This is a genomic window from Leisingera sp. UBA4491, assembly GCF_002388965.1.
Taxonomy (GTDB): domain Bacteria; phylum Pseudomonadota; class Alphaproteobacteria; order Rhodobacterales; family Rhodobacteraceae; genus Leisingera; species Leisingera aquaemixtae.
On record NZ_DGNN01000026.1, the window covers coordinates 293728 to 313401 of the forward strand.

Sequence of the window (19674 nt, forward strand, 5' to 3'; positions counted from 1 at the left end):
ATCAGCTCTCCTGCGGTTTTGCGTCACGCGGCACGCGCGACAGCGACAGCCGGAACACCGTGCGCCCGGGAACCGAGCTTACCGAGATCCAGCCATTATGCTCCGAGACGATCTTGCTCACCAAAGCAAGGCCGAGCCCGGTGCCATTCTCCCGGCCCGACACGAACGGGTCGAAAATGTCATCCTTGATATTGTCCGGCAGCCCCGGCCCGTCGTCGATGATCTCGATCTGCAAGGGCAGCAGCTTGCCGGTTCCGTCGCTGCGGCGCAGCCGGAAGGAATGTTCGTAAAAGGTGCGGATGCGGATATGTCCGCCCTTGGGATCAGCCGCTTCCGAGGCGTTCTTCAGCAGGTTCAGCACCACCTGCAAAAGCTGGTCTGCATCGCCCCAGGCCATCGGCAGCGACGGGTCATAGCCTTCGGTGATGGTCATATGCGCCCCGAAGCCCAGCAGCGCCGAGCGGCGCGCCCGGTCCAGCACGTCATGCAGGTTCACCGGCTTGAACTCCGGTTCTGTCAGGTTGCCGAACTGCTCCACCTGCTCCAGAAGCTTCACGATACGGCGGCTTTCGCTGACGATCAGGTCGGTCAGCTCCAGATCCTCCGGTCCCAGCCCCATGCTGAGGAGCTGCGCCGCCCCGGTGATCCCCGCCAGCGGGTTCTTGATCTCATGCGCCAGCATCTCTGCCATGCCGATGGCCGAGGCAGCGGCGGATTTGGCGGAATGGGTCTGGGTCATCCGCCCGGCCAGCTCGCGCGGGGTGACCATCAGCAGCATCACCCCCTCCTGGCCCTGCAGCGAGGCGATCTGCACCCCGCATTGCAAAGGCGCCCTGCTGCCGGACCCCACGTCAATGTCATTCACGAACAGCGGCGTGCCCTGCACCCGGGCACGGGCAAAGGCATCCTCGATCGGCGCGTCAATCGCCAGTGTGTCCCAGACCGGCTGGCCCAGCAGCGCCTTGCGGGAGGTGTTCAGAAACCCCTCTCCCGCCGCGTTCACATCCGCGATCTTGTCCCAAGCGTCGATCAGGAACGCAGGCACCGGCAAGGAGGCCCAGAGGGCGGCGCTGTCCATCATGCGGCAGCCTCCGCATCCCGCGCGCTCAGCGCCTCCGGCAGCAGGGCCAGAACGTCTGCCGGGACTTTCTCTGTCAGCACCGCCCGGCGCATGGCCGGGCCGGTCCCGGCCTCATCCATGTACCAGCCCAGATGCTTGCGCGCGACACGCACGCCCAGTTCCGGCCCGTAAAACGCGAGCATTGCCTTGTAATGCTCTGAAACCATTGCAATCAGCGCCTCTCCCTCGGGGACGTCCGGCGCCGGGGTGCCCCACAGATGATGCGCCACCTCCGCCAGCAGCCAGGGTTTGCCTTCGGCACCGCGCCCGATCATCACACCATCGGCGCCCGACAGCTCCAGCGCCTGCCTGGCAGAGGCCGTGTCCACGATATCGCCATTGGCCAGCACCGGCACGTTCACCGCGTCCTTGACGGCCCGGATCGCCGCCCAATCCGCCGACCCCTTGTAGAACTGGCAGCGGGTGCGGCCGTGGATCGTCACCATCTGCACCCCGGCCTCTGCCGCGCGGCGCGCCACATCCGGGGCGTTCAGGCAGTGATCGTCCCAGCCCAGCCGCGTCTTCAGCGTGACCGGCACATCCACCGCGCCGACCACAGCCTCGATCAGCCGCAGCGCGTGGTCGGGCGTTTTCAGCAGGGCCGAGCCGGAATAGCCGTTGGTCACCTTCTTGGCCGGGCAGCCCATGTTGATGTCGATGATCCGCGCGCCCTGCCCCGCGACCTGCTTGGCAGCCTCGGCGATCCAGTATTCCTCGCGCCCCGCCAGCTGCACTGCGGTGTTCTCCGCATCGGCGCTCAGCTCCGCGCGTTCCCGCACGCCGGGCTTGGCCTGCACCATCTCCTGGCTTGCCACCATCTCGCTCACCATCAGCCCCACCCCGAAGGAGCGGACCAGATCCCGGAACGGACGGTCGGTGATTCCGGCCATCGGCGCCAATGCAATCGGCGGAGACATGGAGGTGGTTCCAAGCGTGAAGGACAACTGCCTAATCCTTGTGCAACTGAAGCTTTTTTATCCGAAGTCCCTGCTATGCAGCAATGAAACCGCCCTGTGCAAGGCACTGCCAGCCCTCATTTGCCTAATTATTAGGCACTTTCCGCCAGGTGATTGCCTATCTCCGCGCCACCTCATAAACAAAGGCCGGATTTGCAACGAGGCCTTCATGACCACAGCCGCCCTGATCGTCGCCGCCGGACGCGGCACCCGCGCAGGCGGCGGCACCCCCAAGCAATGGCGCCCGCTGAAGGGCCGCCGGGTGATCGACTGGACGCTGGACGCCTTTGAAAAGGCGGGCGTGGACTTTACCGTACTGGTTCTCTCGGCAGACGACCAACAGGCTTGGGAGGCCTTCTCCGGCAAGCCCGGCCTGATCCTCGCCGAAGGCGGAGCCGAGCGCGCGGCCTCGGTCCTGAACGGGCTGAAGGCTTTGGACGCACAAGGGGTGGACAAGGTGCTGATCCACGACGCCGCCCGTCCCTGTGTCAGCTCCGCTCTGATCCGCAGTATCATCGGCGCGTTGGACGATGGGCCTGCAGCGGCCCCGGCGCTGGCCGTGACCGACGCACTTTGGACCGGCGCCGGCGGCAGCGTGACCGGCACCCAGGAGCGCGGCGGCCTGTTCGCCGCCCAAACGCCGCAGGGCTTCCGCTATCAGGAGATCCTTGCCGCACACCTGGCCCACCCGGGCGGCGCGGCGGATGACGTGGAGGTCGCCCGCGCCGCAGGCCTTGACGTCCGCATCATTCCGGGCGAGCCCGACAATATCAAAATCACCCGCCCCGAGGATTTCGCCCGGGCGGAGCGCATTCTGGGAGCAGACATGGATATCAGGCTTGGCAATGGTTACGACGTGCACCGCTTCGGCCCCGGCAGCAGTGTGATCCTCTGCGGCGTCGAAATCCCGCATGACAAGACCCTGCAAGGCCATTCCGACGCCGACGTCGGCATGCACGCCGTCACCGACGCGATCTATGGCGCGCTGGCGCAGGGTGACATCGGCCAGCACTTCCCGCCCTCGGACCCGCAGTGGAAAGGCGCCGCCAGCGAGATCTTCCTGCGCCATGCCGCCAATCTGGCGCGCGAGATGGGCTTCACCCTCTCCAACGTCGACTGCACCCTGGTCTGCGAATACCCCAAGGTCGGCCCGCACGCCGCCCAGATGCGCGCAGTGATGGCTGAGATCCTGGGCATCGGCGCGGACCGCGTGTCGATCAAGGCCACCACCTCCGAACGCCTCGGCTTTACCGGACGCAGCGAGGGCATCGCCGCCATCGCCACTGCAGCTTTGGTGAAACCATGAAGAGATCGCATCTGGCCTTCCTGATCGGCACCGTGGGCGGCATCGGCTACCTGCGCCCTGCGCCCGGCACCTGGGGCTCGCTTGCGGCGCTTCCCATGGCCTATGCGCTGCACCAGCTGGGCGGGTTTCTGCTGCTGGCGCTGGCAACCGTGATCTGCATGATCGTGGGCGTCTGGGCGGCAGAGGCGATGACCCGCAACCGCGAGAACATGGACCCGTCGGAATTTGTACTGGACGAGGTCGCAGGCCAGTTCACCGCGCTCTGGGCCGTGTCCTACCCGGCCTGGGCGCATGACATCGAGATCACCGCCCTGTGGCCGGGCTGGATTGCCGCCTTTGTGCTGTTCCGCCTGTTTGACGTCTGGAAGCCCGGCCCGGTCGGCTGGGCCGACCGCCAAAAAGGCGCGACAGGCGTGATGATGGATGACGTGATTGCCGGCATCATGGCCGCCATCGGCGTTGTTGCGCTGGCCTTCCTGTCCCACGGTGTTCTAGGACTGTAAGCATGGACACCGCCGACCTCATCCGCCGCGCAACGGCCGCAGGCATCACCATCGCCACCGCCGAAAGCTGCACCGGCGGCATGATTGCCGTGGCGCTGACAGACATCCCCGGCTCCTCCGCCGTGGTCGACCGGGGGTTTGTCACCTACTCCAACGCCGCCAAGATGCAGATGCTGGGCGTCAGGGCAGAGACGCTGGATGCGGTGGGCGCGGTGAGCGAAGAGGTCGCTGCAGAGATGGCCGAAGGTGCGGTGCGGAACGCAGGCGTAACGATTGCCGTCTCCGTCACCGGCATCGCTGGCCCCGGCGGCTCCGAGTACAAACCGGAGGGCCGCGTCTGCTTCGGCCTCGCGCGCGACCGCCAAAAAACCGTCACCGAAACGGTGGAATTCGGCGCCATTGGGCGGGGCAAGGTCCGCACCGCGGCCCGCGACCGCGCGTTGGAGCTGCTGGCGCAGGCCATTTCCCAAATCGAACGCGAAACGGGCAGCTGACCCGCTGCGGCGCTCAATTTTTCAGCACTTGCAAAAAAGCCCCGTTTTTGAGCGCTCTGCGCACCCCTGCCGCTTTTTTCTGCGCGGGCTTTCCGCTTTCTCCTGATCCCACCGGTTTTTGAGGGGAAGGAACAATCGGATGAACGGAGCGGATACCGCATGGATCATTGTGGCCACGGCCCTGGTCCTCTTCATGACACTGCCAGGGCTGGCCCTGTTTTACGGCGGCCTTGTGCGTGCCCGCAATGTGCTCAGCGTCTTCATGCACTGCTATGCCATTGCCTGTTTGATGAGCGTTCTGTGGCTGGCCTTCGGCTACACCATTGCCTTCGGAAGCGGCACTAGCGGCCTCTGGGGCGGGCTGGAAAAGATGTTCCTGAACGGCGTCACCGCCGATAGCCTGTCGGGCACCCTGCCCGAGGTTCTGTTTTTTGCCTTCCAGATGACATTTGCCATCATCACGCCCGCGCTGATCGTCGGCGCCTATGTGGAGCGTGTGGGCTTTGGCTTCGTGCTGGTGTTCTCCGGCCTCTGGATGCTGCTCTGCTATGCGCCCGTGGTGCATTGGATCTGGGGCGGCGGCTTCCTGGCCGATGGCGGCATCTTCGGCGAGACCGGGGTCAGGGACTTTGCCGGCGGCATCGTGGTGCATGAAACCGCAGGCCTCGCGGCGCTGATTATCGCCTTCTTCCTGGGCCCGCGCAAAAACCGCACCATCCCGCCGCACAACCCCGGCTATGTGATGATCGGCGCCGCAATGCTGTGGGTCGGCTGGTTCGGCTTCAACGGCGGCTCGCAGCTGGCCGCCGACGGCGGTGCGGCGATGGCGCTGACCGTGACCCATCTCTCTGCCGCCACGGCCTCGCTTTCCTGGGCGCTGTGGGAAAAGATCAAATACGGCAAGGCCTCCCTGGTCGGCCTGGTCACCGGCACCATTGCAGGCCTTGCCTCGATCACCCCGGCCTCCGGCTTTGTCGGCCCGGTGGAGGCGCTGATCATCGGGGCGGTTGCGGGGGTGCTGTGCCAGGAGATGGTCAACCTGATCCGCAACAGGATGCAGATCGACGACACGCTGGACGTCTTTGCCGTGCACGGCGTCGGCGGCATCTTCGGCACCATCATGATCGCCGTCTTCGGCGCCGGTGCCTGGGCTGCGCAACTGGGCGCGCTGGTGATCGTCGGGATCTTCACCGTGGTCGTGACCATCGTGCTGGTAAAAGTCTCCGCCGCGATCACATCCCTGCGCGTGGATCTTGAAAGCGAGACCAACGGCCTCGATCTGTCCGTACACGGTGAGCGCGCATACGACATGAACAGCTGACCCCGGCCATGGCGGATGCCGCCACTCACGGCAGAAGGTGCAATTTTTCGCACCGGGCGGGTCCCTTCGGGGACCCGTTTTCCGTTTCCGGGAAAGCCGGTTTCAGGTCAAGGGCGTCAGCAGCCAGGCCTGCTCCTGCGCATTGCAGAGTTTGCCGATCCGGCCGTCCGCTGCACGCTCCTCCGCCAGCGTGACCGTGTGGGTGTCCCGGTAAAGCGCCTCGACCGCCTGGCCCGGCACCGAAAACGGCGGCCCATCCATCAGCGACTGGTCATAGCTGAATGCGATCAGCAGCTGTTTCGCCGTACCGGTGATCCGGTTCAGATGCGCGGCATACTCCGCGCGCTCCTCGGGCTTCACCGCCACCAGCGCGGCCCGGTCATAGACCGCATCGACCGCACCAAGATGCGCCGCAGCCACGGCGAAGAAATCCCCGGCATAAAGCGTCAGATCCCCAGCCTGATAGCGGATAAGACCCTGCGCGCGGGTGATTTCCGGCGTCAGCCCCTGACGGGCAAACACCTCCCCCACCGCGCCTTCATTGAACTCCACACCGGTCACGCGCAGCCCCTGCGCGCAAAGCCAGTCCAGATCCAGCGCCTTGCCGCAGAGCGGCACAAAGACGGACTGTCCCGCCGTCAGGCCAAGCGCCGGGAAATGCCTCGTCAGCAAGGAATTGGGGGCTGCCTCATGAAAGCCTGTCCGGTTCTCCCGCCAGCGCGCTTGCCAGAATTCCTGCTCCATTTCAGCGGTGTTCCTTCCGTGGGGTTTGATGGTTTCACCCGGGGATACCGCTTGAAGCCCGCATGAGGTCAACAGGTTTTTGTCCCGCGGGCCCCTAGCGGTACAGCTCCGCCGCGCGGCGCTCGAAGGCGCGCACGATGCGCTGCATCGCCTCGTTGAAGACCACCCCGATGATGCCTTGCAGAACCGCGTTCTTGAATTCGAAATCGACAAAGAAGGACACGTCGCAGGTGCCGTCCTCGCGCGGGGCAAAGGACCAGTTCGATTTCATGTAGCGGAACGGGCCGTCCAGATACTCCGTGTCGATCTTTTTCTCGCCGGGATATAAAGTCACCCGGCTGCCAAAGCGTTCGCGGAAGACCTTGAAGGAGATCACCAGATCCGCCTCCATCACCTCCGCCTCGCCCAGCGGCGCGCGGCTGCGGATGCGGGCGGCGGAGCACCAGGGCAGGAACTGGGGGTATTGCGCGACATCAGCCACGAGATCGTACATCTGCTGCGCCGAATAGGGCATCTGGCGGGTTTCCGAGTGTGTGGGCATCTGTCCGCTGATTTTCTGCTACAATTGTGACGCGTCATGTCCTATGTACGCGCGGGAAATTCAAGGGGGCAGCCATGTCACAGCGTCCATATGTCATTGATGTGATGATCTCGGCCAAGGCAATTGCCGCGCGGATCGAGGAACTTTGCGAAGAGATTCAGAAGGAGTTCGGCGATACCGACAAGCTGGTCGTCGTTGGTCTTTTGCGCGGCAGTTTCGTGTTCATCGCCGATCTGGTGCGGGAACTGGACCTGCCGATCGAGGTCGATTTCCTGGAAGCGTCCTCTTATGGCGATGCGATGGAAAGCAGCCGGGAAGTGCGGATTCTCAAGGACTTGCGCGGTGCGATTGAAGGGCGCGACGTGCTGGTTGTCGAAGATATCGTCGACACTGGCCACACGCTGAACCACGTCACCCACCTGCTTCAAAGCCGCAATCCGGCGCGTCTGAAGTCGATTGCGCTCCTGGACAAGCCGTCGCGGCGCGAGGTGGATTTCCGCTCTGACTGGGTGGGTTTCGAGATCCCGGACGAGTTTGTCGTCGGCTATGGCATCGACTATGCGCAGCGGAACCGGAACCTGCCGCATATCGGCAAGGTGCGCTTCACCGGCGAGAGCTGAAACAGCCGATGACCGGGGGTGACATGCGTGCACCCCCTGTGCACCGCCCGTGCACCGCCCGTGCACCGCTCATGCGGCCTGCCGCAGCTTCCTTGCAGAAATGCCACAGAAATCAGGAACCTGCACGGCGCCAGAAACCGGCGCCGCTCCGCCGGTTTTGCTCTGACGGCGGCACATTCCGGCGCAGCCGATTTGCCTTTTCCGCCCGCTTTGCCCATCTGGTCTGCAAACGCAGAGATCACGGGAGATCCGCCAATGCACAAGTTTCTGATGACGGCCGCAGCCGCGGCCACCAGCCTCGCCCTTGCCCCCGCAGCCGCCCACGCCGGGCCGCCGAAATGGGCGCCGGGCCACAATAACAGCGCCGCCCATTACGCACCGGGCCAGGTGAAGAAACGCCACCACTCCAAGCACAGCCACTCCAAGCACAGCCACGACCATGATCATGACCGCTATGAAGGCCGCATCCGCGGGGATGACTGGGTCTACGTGGACGACTACGGCCGCTGGGGGCTGGAGCCGCCGCGCGACGGGCACCGCTACGTGCGCCAGGACAACAAGATCTTTGAGGTCGTCAAGGACACGCTGGCGATTGTCGGCGCGGTGGCCGTCGTCAATGCGCTGACCCAGTAAAGGTCAGCAAGGGTCAGCCAAGCAAATCCCGGATCGCGTGCAAAAAAATCCCGGCCCCGGCCGGGATTGCTGCGTCCGGGAAATCGTAATCGGGATTGTGCAACTGCGGCTGCGCCTCCCCTGAGCCCAGCCAGAACATCGCCGTTTTGGCGCCCCTGGCGAACTGCCCGAAATCCTCGGACCAGCGCTGGGGCAGCTCCTGCATCTGCACCGGACAGCCGGCCGCCGCAGCCGCTGTGCGCAGCACCTCAACCGCCTCCGGGTGGTTGCTGCAGGCGTCGAACACGTCGTCGAATTCGACCGCCAATTCCAGTCCTTCCGCCGCGCAGACCTGCTCTGCCAGCTTTGTGGCCGCAGTGATCAGCTGGCCCATGCAGGTGTCAGTCACGGTGCGCAGGGTCGCCCAGACCTCCGCCTCCCCCGGCGCGATGCCGAACGTGGCTTCGCCCAGCCGGGCGTGGGTCGGCGTGACAAGGGCAAACTCCGGCCCCAGACCGCCGCCGCTGCCCAAAGCCGCAAGCCCCGGAAGCAGTCGGGCGATGGCCCCGGCGGGCGACACCCCGTCCTGCGGCGCGGCAGCGTGAGAGGTCTTGCCAGTCAGCTTGATCCGCATTCCGCGGGAGGCGCAGTTGGCGGGGCCGGAACATATGGCAACCTGCCCCACCGCCAGACCCGGCAGATTGTGCAATGAGAACGCATAATCCGGCGCGATCTGAGGGAAGGCGGGATCGGCGATCACCGCCGCAGCGCCCTTGCCGGTCTCCTCGGCGGGCTGGAACAGCAGCACCACCCGGCCTTTGGCGGGACGGCGGGCGGAGAGGTCTTCGGCCAGCGCCGCCACCATTGCCATATGGCCGTCATGGCCGCAAAGATGGCCGCGGCCAGGGTGGGTGGAGCGGTAGGGCTGGTCCGAAAGCTCCTCAATCGGCAGCCCGTCGAGTTCACAGCGGATGACGACCCTGGGGCCATCCTCCCTGCCCTCATAAACCGCGGCAACGCCGTGGCCGCCCAGGCCGGTCAGCAGCTGATCGGGGTTTTGCTGGCGCAGATAGCCCGCCACCATGGCGGCGGTCTTTTCCTCGGCGCCGGACACTTCGGGGATTTGGTGCAGAGCGTGGCGCCGCCGGGTCAGCCGCGCCAGACGCTCAGGTGTCATGCCAGACCCAGCTTCTTGTTGCGCGCCTCGCGCAGGCGGGCAAAATCGTCGCCGGCGTGGTAGGAGGACCGGGTCAGCGGGGTGGCCGAGACCATCAGGAAGCCCTTGCCATAGGCGGCTTTCTCGTAGGTCTTGAATTCCTCCGGCGTCACGAACCGGTCGACTGCGTGGTGCTTGGGCGTCGGCTGCAAGTACTGTCCGATGGTCAGGAAATCGATGTTGGCGGCGCGCATGTCATCCATCACCTGTTTCACCGCCTGCGCGTCCTCGCCCAGGCCGACCATGATGCCGGATTTGGTGAAGATCGAGGGATCCAGCTCCTTCACCCGCTGCAGCAGGCGCAGGGAATGGAAATAGCGCGCGCCCGGGCGGACCTCGGGATAAAGGCCCGGCACGGTTTCCAGGTTGTGGTTGAAGACGTCAGGCTTGGCCTCCACCACAATCTCCAGCGCCTTGTCATCGCATTTGATGAAATCGGGGGTCAGGATTTCTATGGTGGTGCTGGGGCTGCGGTGGCGCACGGCGCGGATGGTCTGGGCAAAATGCTCGGCGCCGCCATCCTCCAGATCGTCGCGGTCCACCGAGGTGATCACCACGTGGTTCAGGCCCAGCTTCTGCACCGCATGGGCCACCCGGCCCGGTTCAAACGCATCCAGCGCGTCGGGGCGGCCGGTGGCGATGTTGCAGAAAGTGCAGCCGCGGGTGCAGATCTCGCCCATGATCATCATGGTGGCGTGGCCCTGGCTCCAGCATTCGCCGACGTTGGGGCAGCCCGCTTCCTCGCAGACCGTGGTCAGCTGGTTGTCGCGCATGATCTTGTGCGTTTCGGCATAGCCTTTGCCGCCCGGCGCCTTGACCCGGATCCAGCTTGGCTTCTTGGGCTGAGCGTTGTCGGGACGATGCGCCTTCTCGGGGTGGCGCTGCTCCGGGATTTTAAGGTCTCTCACGTGGGTTTCCCTTCCGGCCTCTGGCTTTCTTGCGGGTGTATCATAGCTGACTTGGCTTGGCACGGGGATATCGTCAACCCTGCCTTGCCGCCTGATCATGGCTGAGCCCCCGGATACCGGCGCCGTTTTCCTTTGCCAAAGCGCCGCATCGCCGCACATAGTCTAGCTGTGCAGGGCAATTGCCCGGGTAGACGGCACAGGTAATCAGTATGGGAGGGCGTGATGGCCAAGGAGCTGGAAAAGTTCAAGGCGGAGCACAAGAAGCTGGCGGCGGGCACACAGAAATTCACCGCGGCCGAGGGCGACAAGATCAAGAAACGCATCGGGATCTCGCTGGGCAACGCCTGGGAGGGCGAGGATTATTTCCGCGAAAGCCTGGCCAAGGCGCGCGCCGACGGGGTGACCTCCGGCAAACTGGCGGATTTCCAGAAGAACAAGCACTTCAAGGACGGCATGACCACCTGGAACAAGGCGGTGGACATTCATCAGGAAGAGGTCAGCGCGATGACCGCTTTCTGCGGCGAGGCCAAGGCGCATCTGGCCAAGATGAGCAAGCTGGCGGCGGACATCGGCAAGGATCTGAAAAAGCGGTCCAAGACCTCGGACTCCAAGAAGGACATCGAGGCGCTGCAGGACGCGCTGGACAAGGAGATGGCCGGGGTGAAAAAGGCCTCGGAATACGAAGGCAAGCTGAACGCGATGCAGAAGCTTTATGCCGCGAACTTCCAGAAGAACGTGGCCAAGATCCTGAAGGAAAAACCGGACAGCCACGACAAAAAGCTGGACGCGACCGAGCTGCCGCAACTCTTGGTGGACCGCAACCTGAAGAAATACGCCAACCAGGTCGGCCTGCTGGTCAAGGCGATCAACGCCCATTGCGGGGCAGCCATCGAAAAGGCGGGCCAGGACCTGAAGGCGGCGGTGCCGGACCTCAAGGCGGCAGCGGCGAAGTTCAAGGATCTGAAGAAGATCAACGATCAGTACCAGACCGTGCAGAAGAAGTTCCCGCGCGCCATTGAGGATTCAAAGGACAAGAAGAAGCTGCTGGCGACGCTGAAGAAGTTCAATGACCTCACCGCCGCCGCCGAGCGCAAGCTGCGCGGCACCACGGTGACGATCAAGAAAGCTGCGGCCTAGCGCCGCGCCCGCCTGCGGATAAGGCATTGCGGCGGCGGGAAACTGCCGCGATCAGCGCCTTGAAAGGCGCATCTGCGCCGCATGCCGCGGTGCAGAAACATAAGCTGCATCCTGGAGTCATGGACGTGTTGATACCGGCTTAGAATCGTTTTAAGTCTGCGCGCCGAACGAGCATGAACCTTCAGGAGATTCAGAGATGAAAGCTGGCGTTAAGCTGCCCGACGTGACCTTCCGCACCCGTGTCCGTGACGAGTCGATCGAGGGCCCGAACCCGTTCCGCTGGGAAGACAAGACCACTGCCGACTATTTCGCAGGCAAGCGCGTTGTGCTGTTCTCGCTGCCGGGCGCCTTCACCCCGACCTGCTCCACCTACCAGCTGCCGGGCTTTGAAAAAGGCTTTGCCGACTTCCAGGCCGAAGGCATCGACGCGATCTACTGCATGTCGGTGAACGACAGCTTTGTGATGAACGCCTGGGCGCGCGCTCAGGAACTGCAGAACGTGGAAGTGATCCCGGACGGCTCCGGCGAATTCACCCGCAAGATGGGCATGCTGGTCGCCAAGGACAACCTGGGCTTCGGCAACCGCTCCTGGCGTTATGCCGCCATCATCAACGATGGCGTGGTCGAGGCATGGTTCGAAGAGCCGGGCCTGTCCGACAACCACGGCGAAGATCCCTATGGCGTCTCCTCCCCGGAGACCGTGCTGAAGCACCTGAAAGAAGCCAAGGCAGAAGTCGCGGCCTGAGCCGTCTCTTCAAGCTGAACACCAGGCCCGGCGGATGCGCCGGGCCTTTTGTTTTTGGTGCTGCCGGCATTGGAAAATTTTTGACCTGCGGCCGCATCGCGTTCACTGTCCGGCAGCCAAGTGCAGGACACAGGCCCCCGTCGCCGCAGAGGAGTAGAAGATGACGCGCAAGCAAACCGGAACCGTCAAGGAAACTGTTGTTGCCAGCTGGGATAATAGCCGCAACTACATGATGGCCGAGGATGAATTCACCGGGATCGTGGTCGGCAAAGAAGCCACGGGGTCGGAATACGTGATCACCAACGGCGTGGTTGCGCCGGGTGCGGTCATCCCGGAGCATTTCCACAAATGGGAAGACCAGACGTTTCACGTCATCGAGGGGCAGCTTGAAGCCAGGATCGGCGGCGAGACCCATACGCTCGGCCCAGGCGGCAGCGTCCACTGCCCGCGCGGCGTGCCGCATTTCATGAGGAATACCGGCCAGTCGCAAGCGAAGCTCATCAGCTATATCTTCCCCGGCGACTGGGCCGAGGAATTCATGGCTGAAACCTCGCGGCAGAACATGTCCGGCGCGCGGGATCCTGAGCTGATTGAGGAACGGTTCGGCGTCGTTTACCTGTAGGACGCTGACGCGCTGCGGCAGCGCCCCCCCTGCCGCTGACGCCGCGGTTGACCTGCCCGGCCTGCCAGCGCGGCCCTAACCGATCAGCTCTGCCTCGCAGGCGCTGCTTTCGCCGTAGTAATCCGCCAGATGCTGCAGCGCGATGCGCAGCACCACCTTGCCGGAGCGGGCCGGCCAGCCCAGGCTGCGCTCGGCGGTTTCCAGGCCTTCCAGATGGCAGCAGCAGCGCAGGGCGATGTCGCCGAGCCCCGCCCCCAGTTTCTGCAGCGCCTCCGTCATCCGCTGCTGCGCGGCGGCGCCCGCCTCGTGGCTGTTGCTGCGCAGGGCGCGGCTGCCCGGCGTGAAATAAAGCGTCTCCTGCATCAGATGGCTGCTGATCTGGGCCAGCTCGAAATCCTCGCGCAGCCGCTTGCCCGCGCGGACCATGGCGGAGGACAGGAACGGCTTGCCGTCCTTGTCCGACAGCCGCGCCAGCATCTCCAGCGGGGTTTCCGAGGTGCCATAGCGCGGTTTGCGGACAGAGCCCGGCAGGCCGCTGCCGTCCGGGGCCAGAAACGGCGCCTGCGCCTCGGCAAAGCCGCCCTCCAGCCGCGCCCTGGCCCGGTTTTCCTGGTCGGCGATGATCCGTTTCAGGGCGGTGCGGCCGGCAGGCGTTATCGCATAACGGCTGATCCGCCCCCGCCGGGAGCAGGTGATCCACCCGGTCAGCGCCAGCGCCCCGGCCAGCGGGCGGGACACGGCCACCTTCTGGCCGTCGCTGTCCTGGCCTTCCCGCACGACCACCGCCATTTCCATCCCTTCGGCGGCAGCCAGAACCGCGCCGCCGCGGCTGAGCAGGGTCAGCACGCTGGCGGCCTCGCGCTCGAACCCGGCAGTGAGGCCGCGCGCCGCGGGCTTGTCCGCAGCCGCGCCTGCCTTGGCGGCGCCGTCGGCCTGATAGCGGCCGGCAAGATAGGTCAGCACCTCGTCTATCAGCGGGTCGTCCCGCAGGGTTTCCACCCGCCGCACCTGGCGCAGGATGGTGGACGGGTGGCACCCGGCTTTGCGGGCCAGCTGCCGGATCGGGCGGCCCGCCTCCGTGTGCTGAAGATAACGGCATGTCTCAAGCGGCACCCAGCCAGGCAAGGGTGCGTGCGGTAGGTTTTGCATTTTCAGACCCCCGGTCGTCAGTCGGGCCCGCCCGCCGGCCGCGCTCACCGCGCCCGAAGGCTCCTCCACGGTCACCCGACTGGTTTTGAAAAGAAATTCAGATCAGGCGCTATTGTTTCCAGAAAATGAATAATCATCACAAAACGGACCGTTCGCCGGTAGCGCCCTCTCCGCAACACCACGATAGGTTGTGTTATAGCAGGTCCGGTACAGAGAATGAAAAAGGAGAGGACAATGCAGGATGTAGTCACCCGGGTCTCGCTGCTTCGCCGTCCGCGGATTCTGTCCAGGGCGGCCCGTCTGGGCGCCGCAAATTATTGCCGCCAGCGCGATCTGCGGCGGATCCTGGGCTATGGGACACTGCCGAAACCCGCCGCCGCGGTAATGCGGCTTCTGGATATGGAAAGCGCCCTGAATGCCGCGCGCACGGCGGGCGAAGCGGGCTATTCCCTGATCCGCCATGTGGATGTGCTGATCGCGCTGGCGGGTGAAGCGGCCTGCCTGCGCGCGGCGGGACGTCCGGGGGATGCAAAAACGGCGGCCCCTGCGGACCGCCGTTCCAGTGCGGCAGAGGGTACGCCCCCCTGCCCCTGATTTTTTCAGGCGTTTACATGAACGCGTCGGGCATCGAGGCCTTTTTCTCGGCGACGTATTCTTCCAGCGCCTGCTTGATGGCGGGATCCATGGCCGGCTGCTCGTAAGTGGCCAGCAGCTTTTCGACCCGGCTGGTGGCCAGCGCATAGGTGTCGCGGCTGCCTTCCTCTTCCCACTGCTCGAACGGCTTGTAATCCAGCAGGTCGGACTTCCAGAACGCCGACTTGAAGTTGGCCTGGGTGTGGGCGCAGCCGAGGTAGTGGCCGCCGGGGCCGACTTCGCGGATGGCTTCCATCGCCTGGCCGTTCTCGTCCACCGAGATGCCTTTGGCGAGGCCGTGCAGGGTGCCCAGCTGGTCGGCGTCCATCACGAACTTCTCGAAATCCGCAACAAGGCCGCCTTCGAGCCAGCCGCAGGAGTGCAGCATGAAGTTAACGCCGGACAGCAGGCCCATGTTGAGCGAGTTGGCGGTTTCATAAGCCGCCTGCGCATCCGGCAGCTTGGAGCCGCAGAAGGAGCCGGCCGAGCGGAACGGCACGCCCAGGCGGCGGGCCAGCTGGCCTGCGCCGTAGGTGACCAGCGACGCCTCGGGGGTGCCGAAGGTCGGCGCGCCGGAGTTCATGTCGATCGAGGACACGAAGGCGCCGAAGATCGCAGGCGCACCGGACCGGCACAGCTGGCTGTAGGCGATGCCGGCCAGAACCTCGGCCAGCACCTGGGTCAGGGTGCCCGCAACCGACACCGGCGCCATGGCGCCGCCGACGATGAACGGCGAGATGATGCAGGCCTGCATGTTCTGCGCGTAGACTTCCAGCGAGCCCATCATCACGTCGTCGAAGGTCATCGGCGAGTTGATGTTGGTCAGCGAGGTCATCACTGTGTTGTTCTGCACGAAGTCCTTGCCGAACAGGATGCCGGCCATGTCGACGGAGTCCTGGGCGCGGCTGGGTTCGGTGACAGAGCCCATGAACGGCTTGTCGCTGAGGGTCATATGCGCCATCAGCATGTCCAGGTGGCGCTTGTTCACCGGGATGTCGGTGGGCTCGCACACGGTGCCGCCGGAGTGGTGCAGCCACTTGGACATATAGGCCAACTTCACGAACTTGTTGAAGTCGTCCATGGTCGCATAGCGGCGGCCGCCATTGGCGTCGCGCACGAACGGCGGGCCGTAGACCGGCGCCAGCACCATGTTGCGGCCGCCGATGACCACCGATTTCTCGGGGTTGCGGGCATGCTGGGTGAATTCCGCAGGCGCGGTTTCGCACAGCTTGCGGGCCAGGCCGCGGGGAATGCGCACACGCTCGCCCTGCACATCCGCGCCCGCCGCGCGCCAGCGCTCCAGCGCCGCCGGGTTGTCAACGAAGTTGACGCCGACCTCTTCCAGGATGGTTTCCGCGTTGTACTCGATGATCTCCAGCGCTTCGTCGTTCAGGACTTCGAAGTTCGGGATATTGCGCTCGATGTACTTTACGGTCTCGATCTTGACACTGGTGCGTTCGGCGCGGCGGGCGGCGCCGCCGCCGGAACCGCGGGCACGACGGCGCGGGGCTGCTTCTGTCATGGTTTATCCTCACCACAGGCATTTCATTGCGAAGGGTATTATAGCCACCGCGCCGCCCCGCGCCGCAGGATTGCGGCCATTCAAGTTGAAAAGCGACATTGGCGGGGCATTTTCCACCGCGGCAGCGGAGTTTGGCAGAGCTTGCGCGGGTTACAGGGCGCACCGCCTTGAAAAACCGGGCCGAACGCAGGCCAAGCACCAAACCCCCTTGCGGAAAATGCGTTCCTGCCCTATGGCGCGTGCATGACAGAGACATCCCATGACCGCCTTCTCATCATCGACTTTGGCAGCCAGGTCACGCAGCTGATTGCGCGCCGCCTGCGCGAGCTGAACGTCTATTGCGAAATCCACCCCTATCAGAATGTCACCATGGACTTTGTGCGCGAGCTGGCGCCCAAGGCGGTGATCTTCTCGGGCGGACCGGACAGCGTGACCCGCGAGGGATCGCCGCGTGTGCCGCAGGAAATCTTCGACTATGGCGTGCCGATCCTGGGCATCTGCTATGGCCAGCAGGTGATGATGCACCAGCTCGGCGGCCAGGTGGTCAGCGGCCACGGCACCGCCGAATTCGGCCGCGCCTACGTGACCCCGAGCCAGGAGCGCATCCCGCTGCTGAACGGCTGGTTCCTGGAGGAGCGCGAGCAGGTCTGGATGAGCCACGGCGACCATGTCTCCAAAATCGCGCCGGGCTTTGAGGTCTATGGCACCTCGCCCAACGCGCCCTTTGCGATCACCGCCGATCTGGAGCGCAACTTCTTTGCGGTGCAGTTCCACCCCGAGGTGCACCACACCCCGAACGGCAAGACGCTGTATGAGAACTTCGTCAAAATCGCGGGCTTCACCGGCGACTGGACCATGGGCGCCTACAAGGACGAAGCGATCCGCCTGATCCGCGAGCAGGTCGGCGACAAGAAGGTGATCTGCGGCCTGTCCGGCGGCGTCGATTCCTCGGTGGCGGCGGTGCTGATCCACGAGGCGATCGGCGACCAGCTGACCTGCGTCTTTGTCGACCATGGCCTTCTGCGCAAGAACGAGGCGCAAGAAGTCGTGAAGATGTTCCGCGACAACTACAACATCCAGCTGATCCACGCCGACGAAAGCGAGCTGTTCCTGGGCGAGCTGGAAGGCCAGTCGGACCCGGAAACCAAGCGCAAGATCATCGGCAAGCTGTTCATCGACGTGTTCCAGAAACACGCCGACACCATCGACGGCGCCGAGTTTCTGGCGCAGGGCACGCTCTACCCGGATGTGATTGAATCGGTCTCCTTCTCGGGCGGGCCGTCTGTCACCATCAAGTCGCACCACAACGTGGGCGGCCTGCCGGAGAAGATGGGCCTCAAGCTGGTGGAACCGCTGCGCGAGCTGTTCAAGGACGAGGTGCGCGCCCTGGGCCATGAGCTGGGCCTGCCCGCGAGCTTCATCGGCCGCCACCCCTTCCCGGGGCCGGGCCTGGCGATCCGCTGCCCGGGCGAGATCACCCGCGAGAAGCTGGACATCCTGCGCGAGGCGGATGCCGTCTATATCGACCAGATCCGCAAGCACGGACTTTATGATGAGATCTGGCAGGCGTTTGTGGCGATCCTGCCGGTGCGCACCGTCGGCGTGATGGGCGACGGCCGCACCTACGACTATGCCTGCGCCCTGCGCGCGGTGACCTCGGTGGACGGCATGACCGCGGATTACTACCCGTTCACCCACGAGTTCCTGGGCGAAACCGCCACCCGGATCATCAACGAGGTGAAGGGCATCAACCGCTGCACCTACGACATCACCTCGAAGCCTCCGGGCACCATCGAGTGGGAATGATACGGGCTTGCATGGCTTGTGAAGCAGGCGTGAAACCGCTCCTGTTTTAAAGAACGTTTAAACAATTTGCGCCATCCTGAGCGGAACACCTGGCCGCCGGTCCGAAGCCGGCGGTCATCTGCTTTAAGGCAAATGGAGGCGCAAAATGCCCGTGATCAAATACAAAGACGTGCTGCTGCACTTCGCCCATATTCCAAAGTGCGGCGGCACATCCATCGAACGGTATGTCCAGGGCCTGAACGGCGTCAGCCTGGCGTTCCTCGACGAACAGTATGTGATCAGCCCGCCTCAGCAGAGGCACTGGAACATCTCTTCGCCTCAGCACATTGACGGGGAATCCCTTTCGCGGCTGTTTCCCAAGGATTTCTTCACTGCGTTTTTCACCATTGTGCGCCACCCCATCGCCCGTCTTGAAAGCGCTTATAAATTCCAGCGGCTGGTCGAGCGCCGGATCGGCAGCGACGAGACCCTGGACCAGTTCGTCAAGACCACCCTGCTGGAGAATGTCCTGACCAAGGGCTGGATGGACGGCCATTTCTTCCCGCAATCGGGTTTCTTTTATCCCGGTGCCAACTATCAGGTTTTCAAGCTTGAGGAGAACGGCGCGGAAAAGGCCAAGGCCTTCATCGATGCGGCGCTGTTCGGCAACCCTGCCAGCCACCCGATGACACACAGCAATCACCTGCGTCTGCCTGAAGGGTTCGACCGCGGCGATCTGGCGCTGAGCGACGAGGGCCTGGCCATTGCAGAGAAACTCTATGGCATGGATTTCGACAATTTCCAGTATCAGCGGCCGTCTGCCGCACAGCAGCTGCCCGAAGCAGTTGCCAGCTAACGGTTGGTCGGCTGCGCCATGACACAGAAATACAGTATTTGCCTGGTCGAGCCTCAGAATTACGTCCATTCGGGCGCATTCTACGAGATTGCCGACGTGCTGCTCTACGCATTGCGCGACCTCGGCCACGAGGCGGCATTGCGGAAAAATGGTATCGACCCTTCCGCCCGCAATATCGTGATTGGCGTACACCTTCTGAACCCCGCGATGGCCGCGCAGATGCCGCCCGGCACCACTATCCTCAACACCGAGCAGCTGGGGGCAACACCCGGCAGCTGGAACCAGAATATTCTGCAGTGGTTTTCTCACGATTTCACGCTGTGGGACTACAGCGATGCAAATGTCGGCTACCTCAAAGACTTCGGCGTGAAGCGCGTGGAGAAACTCCAGCTGGGCTTTCAGAAGGAGCTGTGCCGGATTCCCCAGCAGGATGAGCACGATGTCGATGTTTTGTTCTATGGCTGCATAAACCAGCGGCGCAAGCACGTGCTTGAAGATCTCATCTCCCGCGGCCTGCGGGTGAAGGTGCTGTCCGGCATTTACGGAGCGGCCCGGGATGCCTGGATCGCCCGTTCGCGGATCGTGCTGAATCTTCACTACTATGACACGCAGATTTTCGAGATCGTGCGTACCTTCTATCTGATGACAAACGGCGTGCCCGTTGCTGCCGAGGTGAACCCCACGACCCGGATTGATGACTGCTACCGCGAAGGGCTGCTGTGCAGCCCTTACGAAAACCTTGCTGAAAGCATTGCCGCGGTTCTGCAGGACGAGGCGCGGCTGGCCCGGCTGGGCATCAAGGCAAAGGAAACGATAGAGCGTCATCCCCAGGCGGTGCTGCTGCGGGAAATCCTCTAAGCTGCCGGGACACCCGGGCGCAATTC

The 19674-nt window shown here is 64.1% G+C and carries 21 protein-coding genes; 13 read left to right on the forward strand and 8 right to left on the reverse strand.

What is annotated here, in order from left to right:
- Position 1: 1 nt before the first annotated feature.
- Both B2P87_RS14965 and dusB read right to left on the reverse strand, forming a co-directional pair.
- A complete protein-coding gene (locus B2P87_RS14965) occupies positions 2–1081 on the reverse strand; it encodes a two-component system sensor histidine kinase NtrB (RefSeq protein ID WP_141890243.1) in 1080 nt (359 codons plus the stop codon).
- A complete protein-coding gene (gene dusB / locus B2P87_RS14970; protein WP_141890242.1) occupies positions 1078–2064 on the reverse strand; it encodes a tRNA dihydrouridine synthase DusB in 987 nt (328 codons plus the stop codon). The genes B2P87_RS14965 and dusB overlap by 4 nt, the downstream gene beginning before the upstream one ends.
- 181 nt (positions 2065–2245) lie before the next feature.
- Between dusB and B2P87_RS14975 the strand changes: the two genes are divergently transcribed.
- The 4 genes from B2P87_RS14975 to B2P87_RS14990 all read left to right on the forward strand — a co-directional run bounded on the left by B2P87_RS14975 (position 2246) and on the right by B2P87_RS14990 (position 5700).
- The gene (locus B2P87_RS14975; RefSeq protein ID WP_141890241.1) at positions 2246–3382 is read left to right on the forward strand and encodes a bifunctional 2-C-methyl-D-erythritol 4-phosphate cytidylyltransferase/2-C-methyl-D-erythritol 2,4-cyclodiphosphate synthase; all 1137 of its coding nucleotides are present in this window, start codon (positions 2246–2248) and stop codon (positions 3380–3382) included.
- A complete protein-coding gene (locus B2P87_RS14980) occupies positions 3379–3885 on the forward strand; it encodes a phosphatidylglycerophosphatase A family protein (protein ID WP_141890240.1) in 507 nt (168 codons plus the stop codon). Before B2P87_RS14975 ends, B2P87_RS14980 begins: the two co-directional genes overlap by 4 nt.
- Positions 3886–3887: 2 nt before the next feature.
- Positions 3888–4379: a CinA family protein gene (locus B2P87_RS14985; protein WP_141890239.1), complete on the forward strand. Its 492-nt coding sequence runs from the start codon at positions 3888–3890 to the stop codon at positions 4377–4379.
- Between the two features lie 139 nt (positions 4380–4518).
- The gene (locus tag B2P87_RS14990; RefSeq protein WP_141890238.1) at positions 4519–5700 is read left to right on the forward strand and encodes an ammonium transporter; all 1182 of its coding nucleotides are present in this window, start codon (positions 4519–4521) and stop codon (positions 5698–5700) included.
- Between the two features lie 102 nt (positions 5701–5802).
- On the opposite strand, the gene tmpT is transcribed toward B2P87_RS14990, so the two are convergent.
- Positions 5803–6444, reverse strand: coding sequence for a thiopurine S-methyltransferase (gene tmpT, locus B2P87_RS14995; RefSeq protein WP_141890237.1), 642 nt, complete (start codon positions 6442–6444; stop codon positions 5803–5805).
- A gap of 94 nt (positions 6445–6538) precedes the next feature.
- Complete coding sequence (locus B2P87_RS15000) at positions 6539–6985, reverse strand: type II toxin-antitoxin system RatA family toxin (RefSeq protein ID WP_141890236.1); 447 nt, start codon at positions 6983–6985, stop codon at positions 6539–6541.
- Between the two features lie 74 nt (positions 6986–7059).
- Between B2P87_RS15000 and hpt the strand changes: the two genes are divergently transcribed.
- Positions 7060–7605 (forward strand): hypoxanthine phosphoribosyltransferase, encoded by a 546-nt coding sequence (hpt, locus tag B2P87_RS15005; protein ID WP_141890235.1) that lies wholly within the window; start codon positions 7060–7062, stop codon positions 7603–7605.
- 255 nt (positions 7606–7860) lie between these two features.
- The gene (locus B2P87_RS15010) at positions 7861–8238 is read left to right on the forward strand and encodes a hypothetical protein (RefSeq protein WP_141890234.1); all 378 of its coding nucleotides are present in this window, start codon (positions 7861–7863) and stop codon (positions 8236–8238) included.
- A gap of 13 nt (positions 8239–8251) precedes the next feature.
- Here B2P87_RS15010 and B2P87_RS15015 read toward each other — a convergent pair whose 3' ends face one another.
- Both B2P87_RS15015 and lipA read right to left on the reverse strand, forming a co-directional pair.
- Positions 8252–9394, reverse strand: coding sequence for an amidohydrolase (locus tag B2P87_RS15015; protein ID WP_141890233.1), 1143 nt, complete (start codon positions 9392–9394; stop codon positions 8252–8254).
- Positions 9391–10341, reverse strand: coding sequence for a lipoyl synthase (gene lipA / locus B2P87_RS15020; RefSeq protein ID WP_058286789.1), 951 nt, complete (start codon positions 10339–10341; stop codon positions 9391–9393). The genes B2P87_RS15015 and lipA overlap by 4 nt, the downstream gene beginning before the upstream one ends.
- Before the next feature lie 222 nt (positions 10342–10563).
- On the opposite strand from lipA, the gene B2P87_RS15025 reads away from it, so the two are divergent.
- The 3 genes from B2P87_RS15025 (at position 10564) to B2P87_RS15035 (ending at position 12845) form a co-directional block, all read left to right on the forward strand.
- On the forward strand, positions 10564–11478 hold the full coding sequence (locus tag B2P87_RS15025; RefSeq protein WP_141890232.1) for a hypothetical protein: 915 nt from the start codon (positions 10564–10566) through the stop codon (positions 11476–11478).
- Positions 11479–11674: 196 nt separating this feature from the next.
- Positions 11675–12223: a peroxiredoxin gene (locus B2P87_RS15030; protein WP_058286787.1), complete on the forward strand. Its 549-nt coding sequence runs from the start codon at positions 11675–11677 to the stop codon at positions 12221–12223.
- A 160-nt stretch (positions 12224–12383) separates the two neighbouring features.
- Positions 12384–12845: a cupin domain-containing protein gene (locus B2P87_RS15035; RefSeq protein WP_141890231.1), complete on the forward strand. Its 462-nt coding sequence runs from the start codon at positions 12384–12386 to the stop codon at positions 12843–12845.
- Between the two features lie 75 nt (positions 12846–12920).
- Here B2P87_RS15035 and B2P87_RS15040 read toward each other — a convergent pair whose 3' ends face one another.
- On the reverse strand, positions 12921–13994 hold the full coding sequence (locus B2P87_RS15040) for a DUF6456 domain-containing protein (RefSeq protein ID WP_141890230.1): 1074 nt from the start codon (positions 13992–13994) through the stop codon (positions 12921–12923).
- A gap of 234 nt (positions 13995–14228) precedes the next feature.
- Here B2P87_RS15040 and B2P87_RS15045 point away from each other — a divergent pair, with 234 nt between their 5' ends.
- Positions 14229–14588: a DUF6477 family protein gene (locus B2P87_RS15045; RefSeq protein ID WP_141890229.1), complete on the forward strand. Its 360-nt coding sequence runs from the start codon at positions 14229–14231 to the stop codon at positions 14586–14588.
- 13 nt (positions 14589–14601) lie between these two features.
- On the opposite strand, the gene B2P87_RS15050 is transcribed toward B2P87_RS15045, so the two are convergent.
- Positions 14602–16149, reverse strand: coding sequence for a trimethylamine methyltransferase family protein (locus tag B2P87_RS15050; protein ID WP_141890228.1), 1548 nt, complete (start codon positions 16147–16149; stop codon positions 14602–14604).
- A 243-nt stretch (positions 16150–16392) separates the two neighbouring features.
- Here B2P87_RS15050 and guaA point away from each other — a divergent pair, with 243 nt between their 5' ends.
- The 3 genes from guaA (at position 16393) to B2P87_RS15065 (ending at position 19648) form a co-directional block, all read left to right on the forward strand.
- Positions 16393–17955 (forward strand): glutamine-hydrolyzing GMP synthase, encoded by a 1563-nt coding sequence (gene guaA / locus B2P87_RS15055; protein WP_141890227.1) that lies wholly within the window; start codon positions 16393–16395, stop codon positions 17953–17955.
- A gap of 145 nt (positions 17956–18100) precedes the next feature.
- On the forward strand, positions 18101–18790 hold the full coding sequence (locus B2P87_RS15060) for a sulfotransferase family 2 domain-containing protein (RefSeq protein WP_141890226.1): 690 nt from the start codon (positions 18101–18103) through the stop codon (positions 18788–18790).
- Between the two features lie 18 nt (positions 18791–18808).
- Positions 18809–19648 carry a glycosyltransferase family protein gene (locus tag B2P87_RS15065; protein WP_244940799.1) on the forward strand — a complete coding sequence of 280 codons (840 nt, stop codon included), beginning with the start codon at positions 18809–18811 and terminating at the stop codon, positions 19646–19648.
- Positions 19649–19674: the final 26 nt, after the last annotated feature.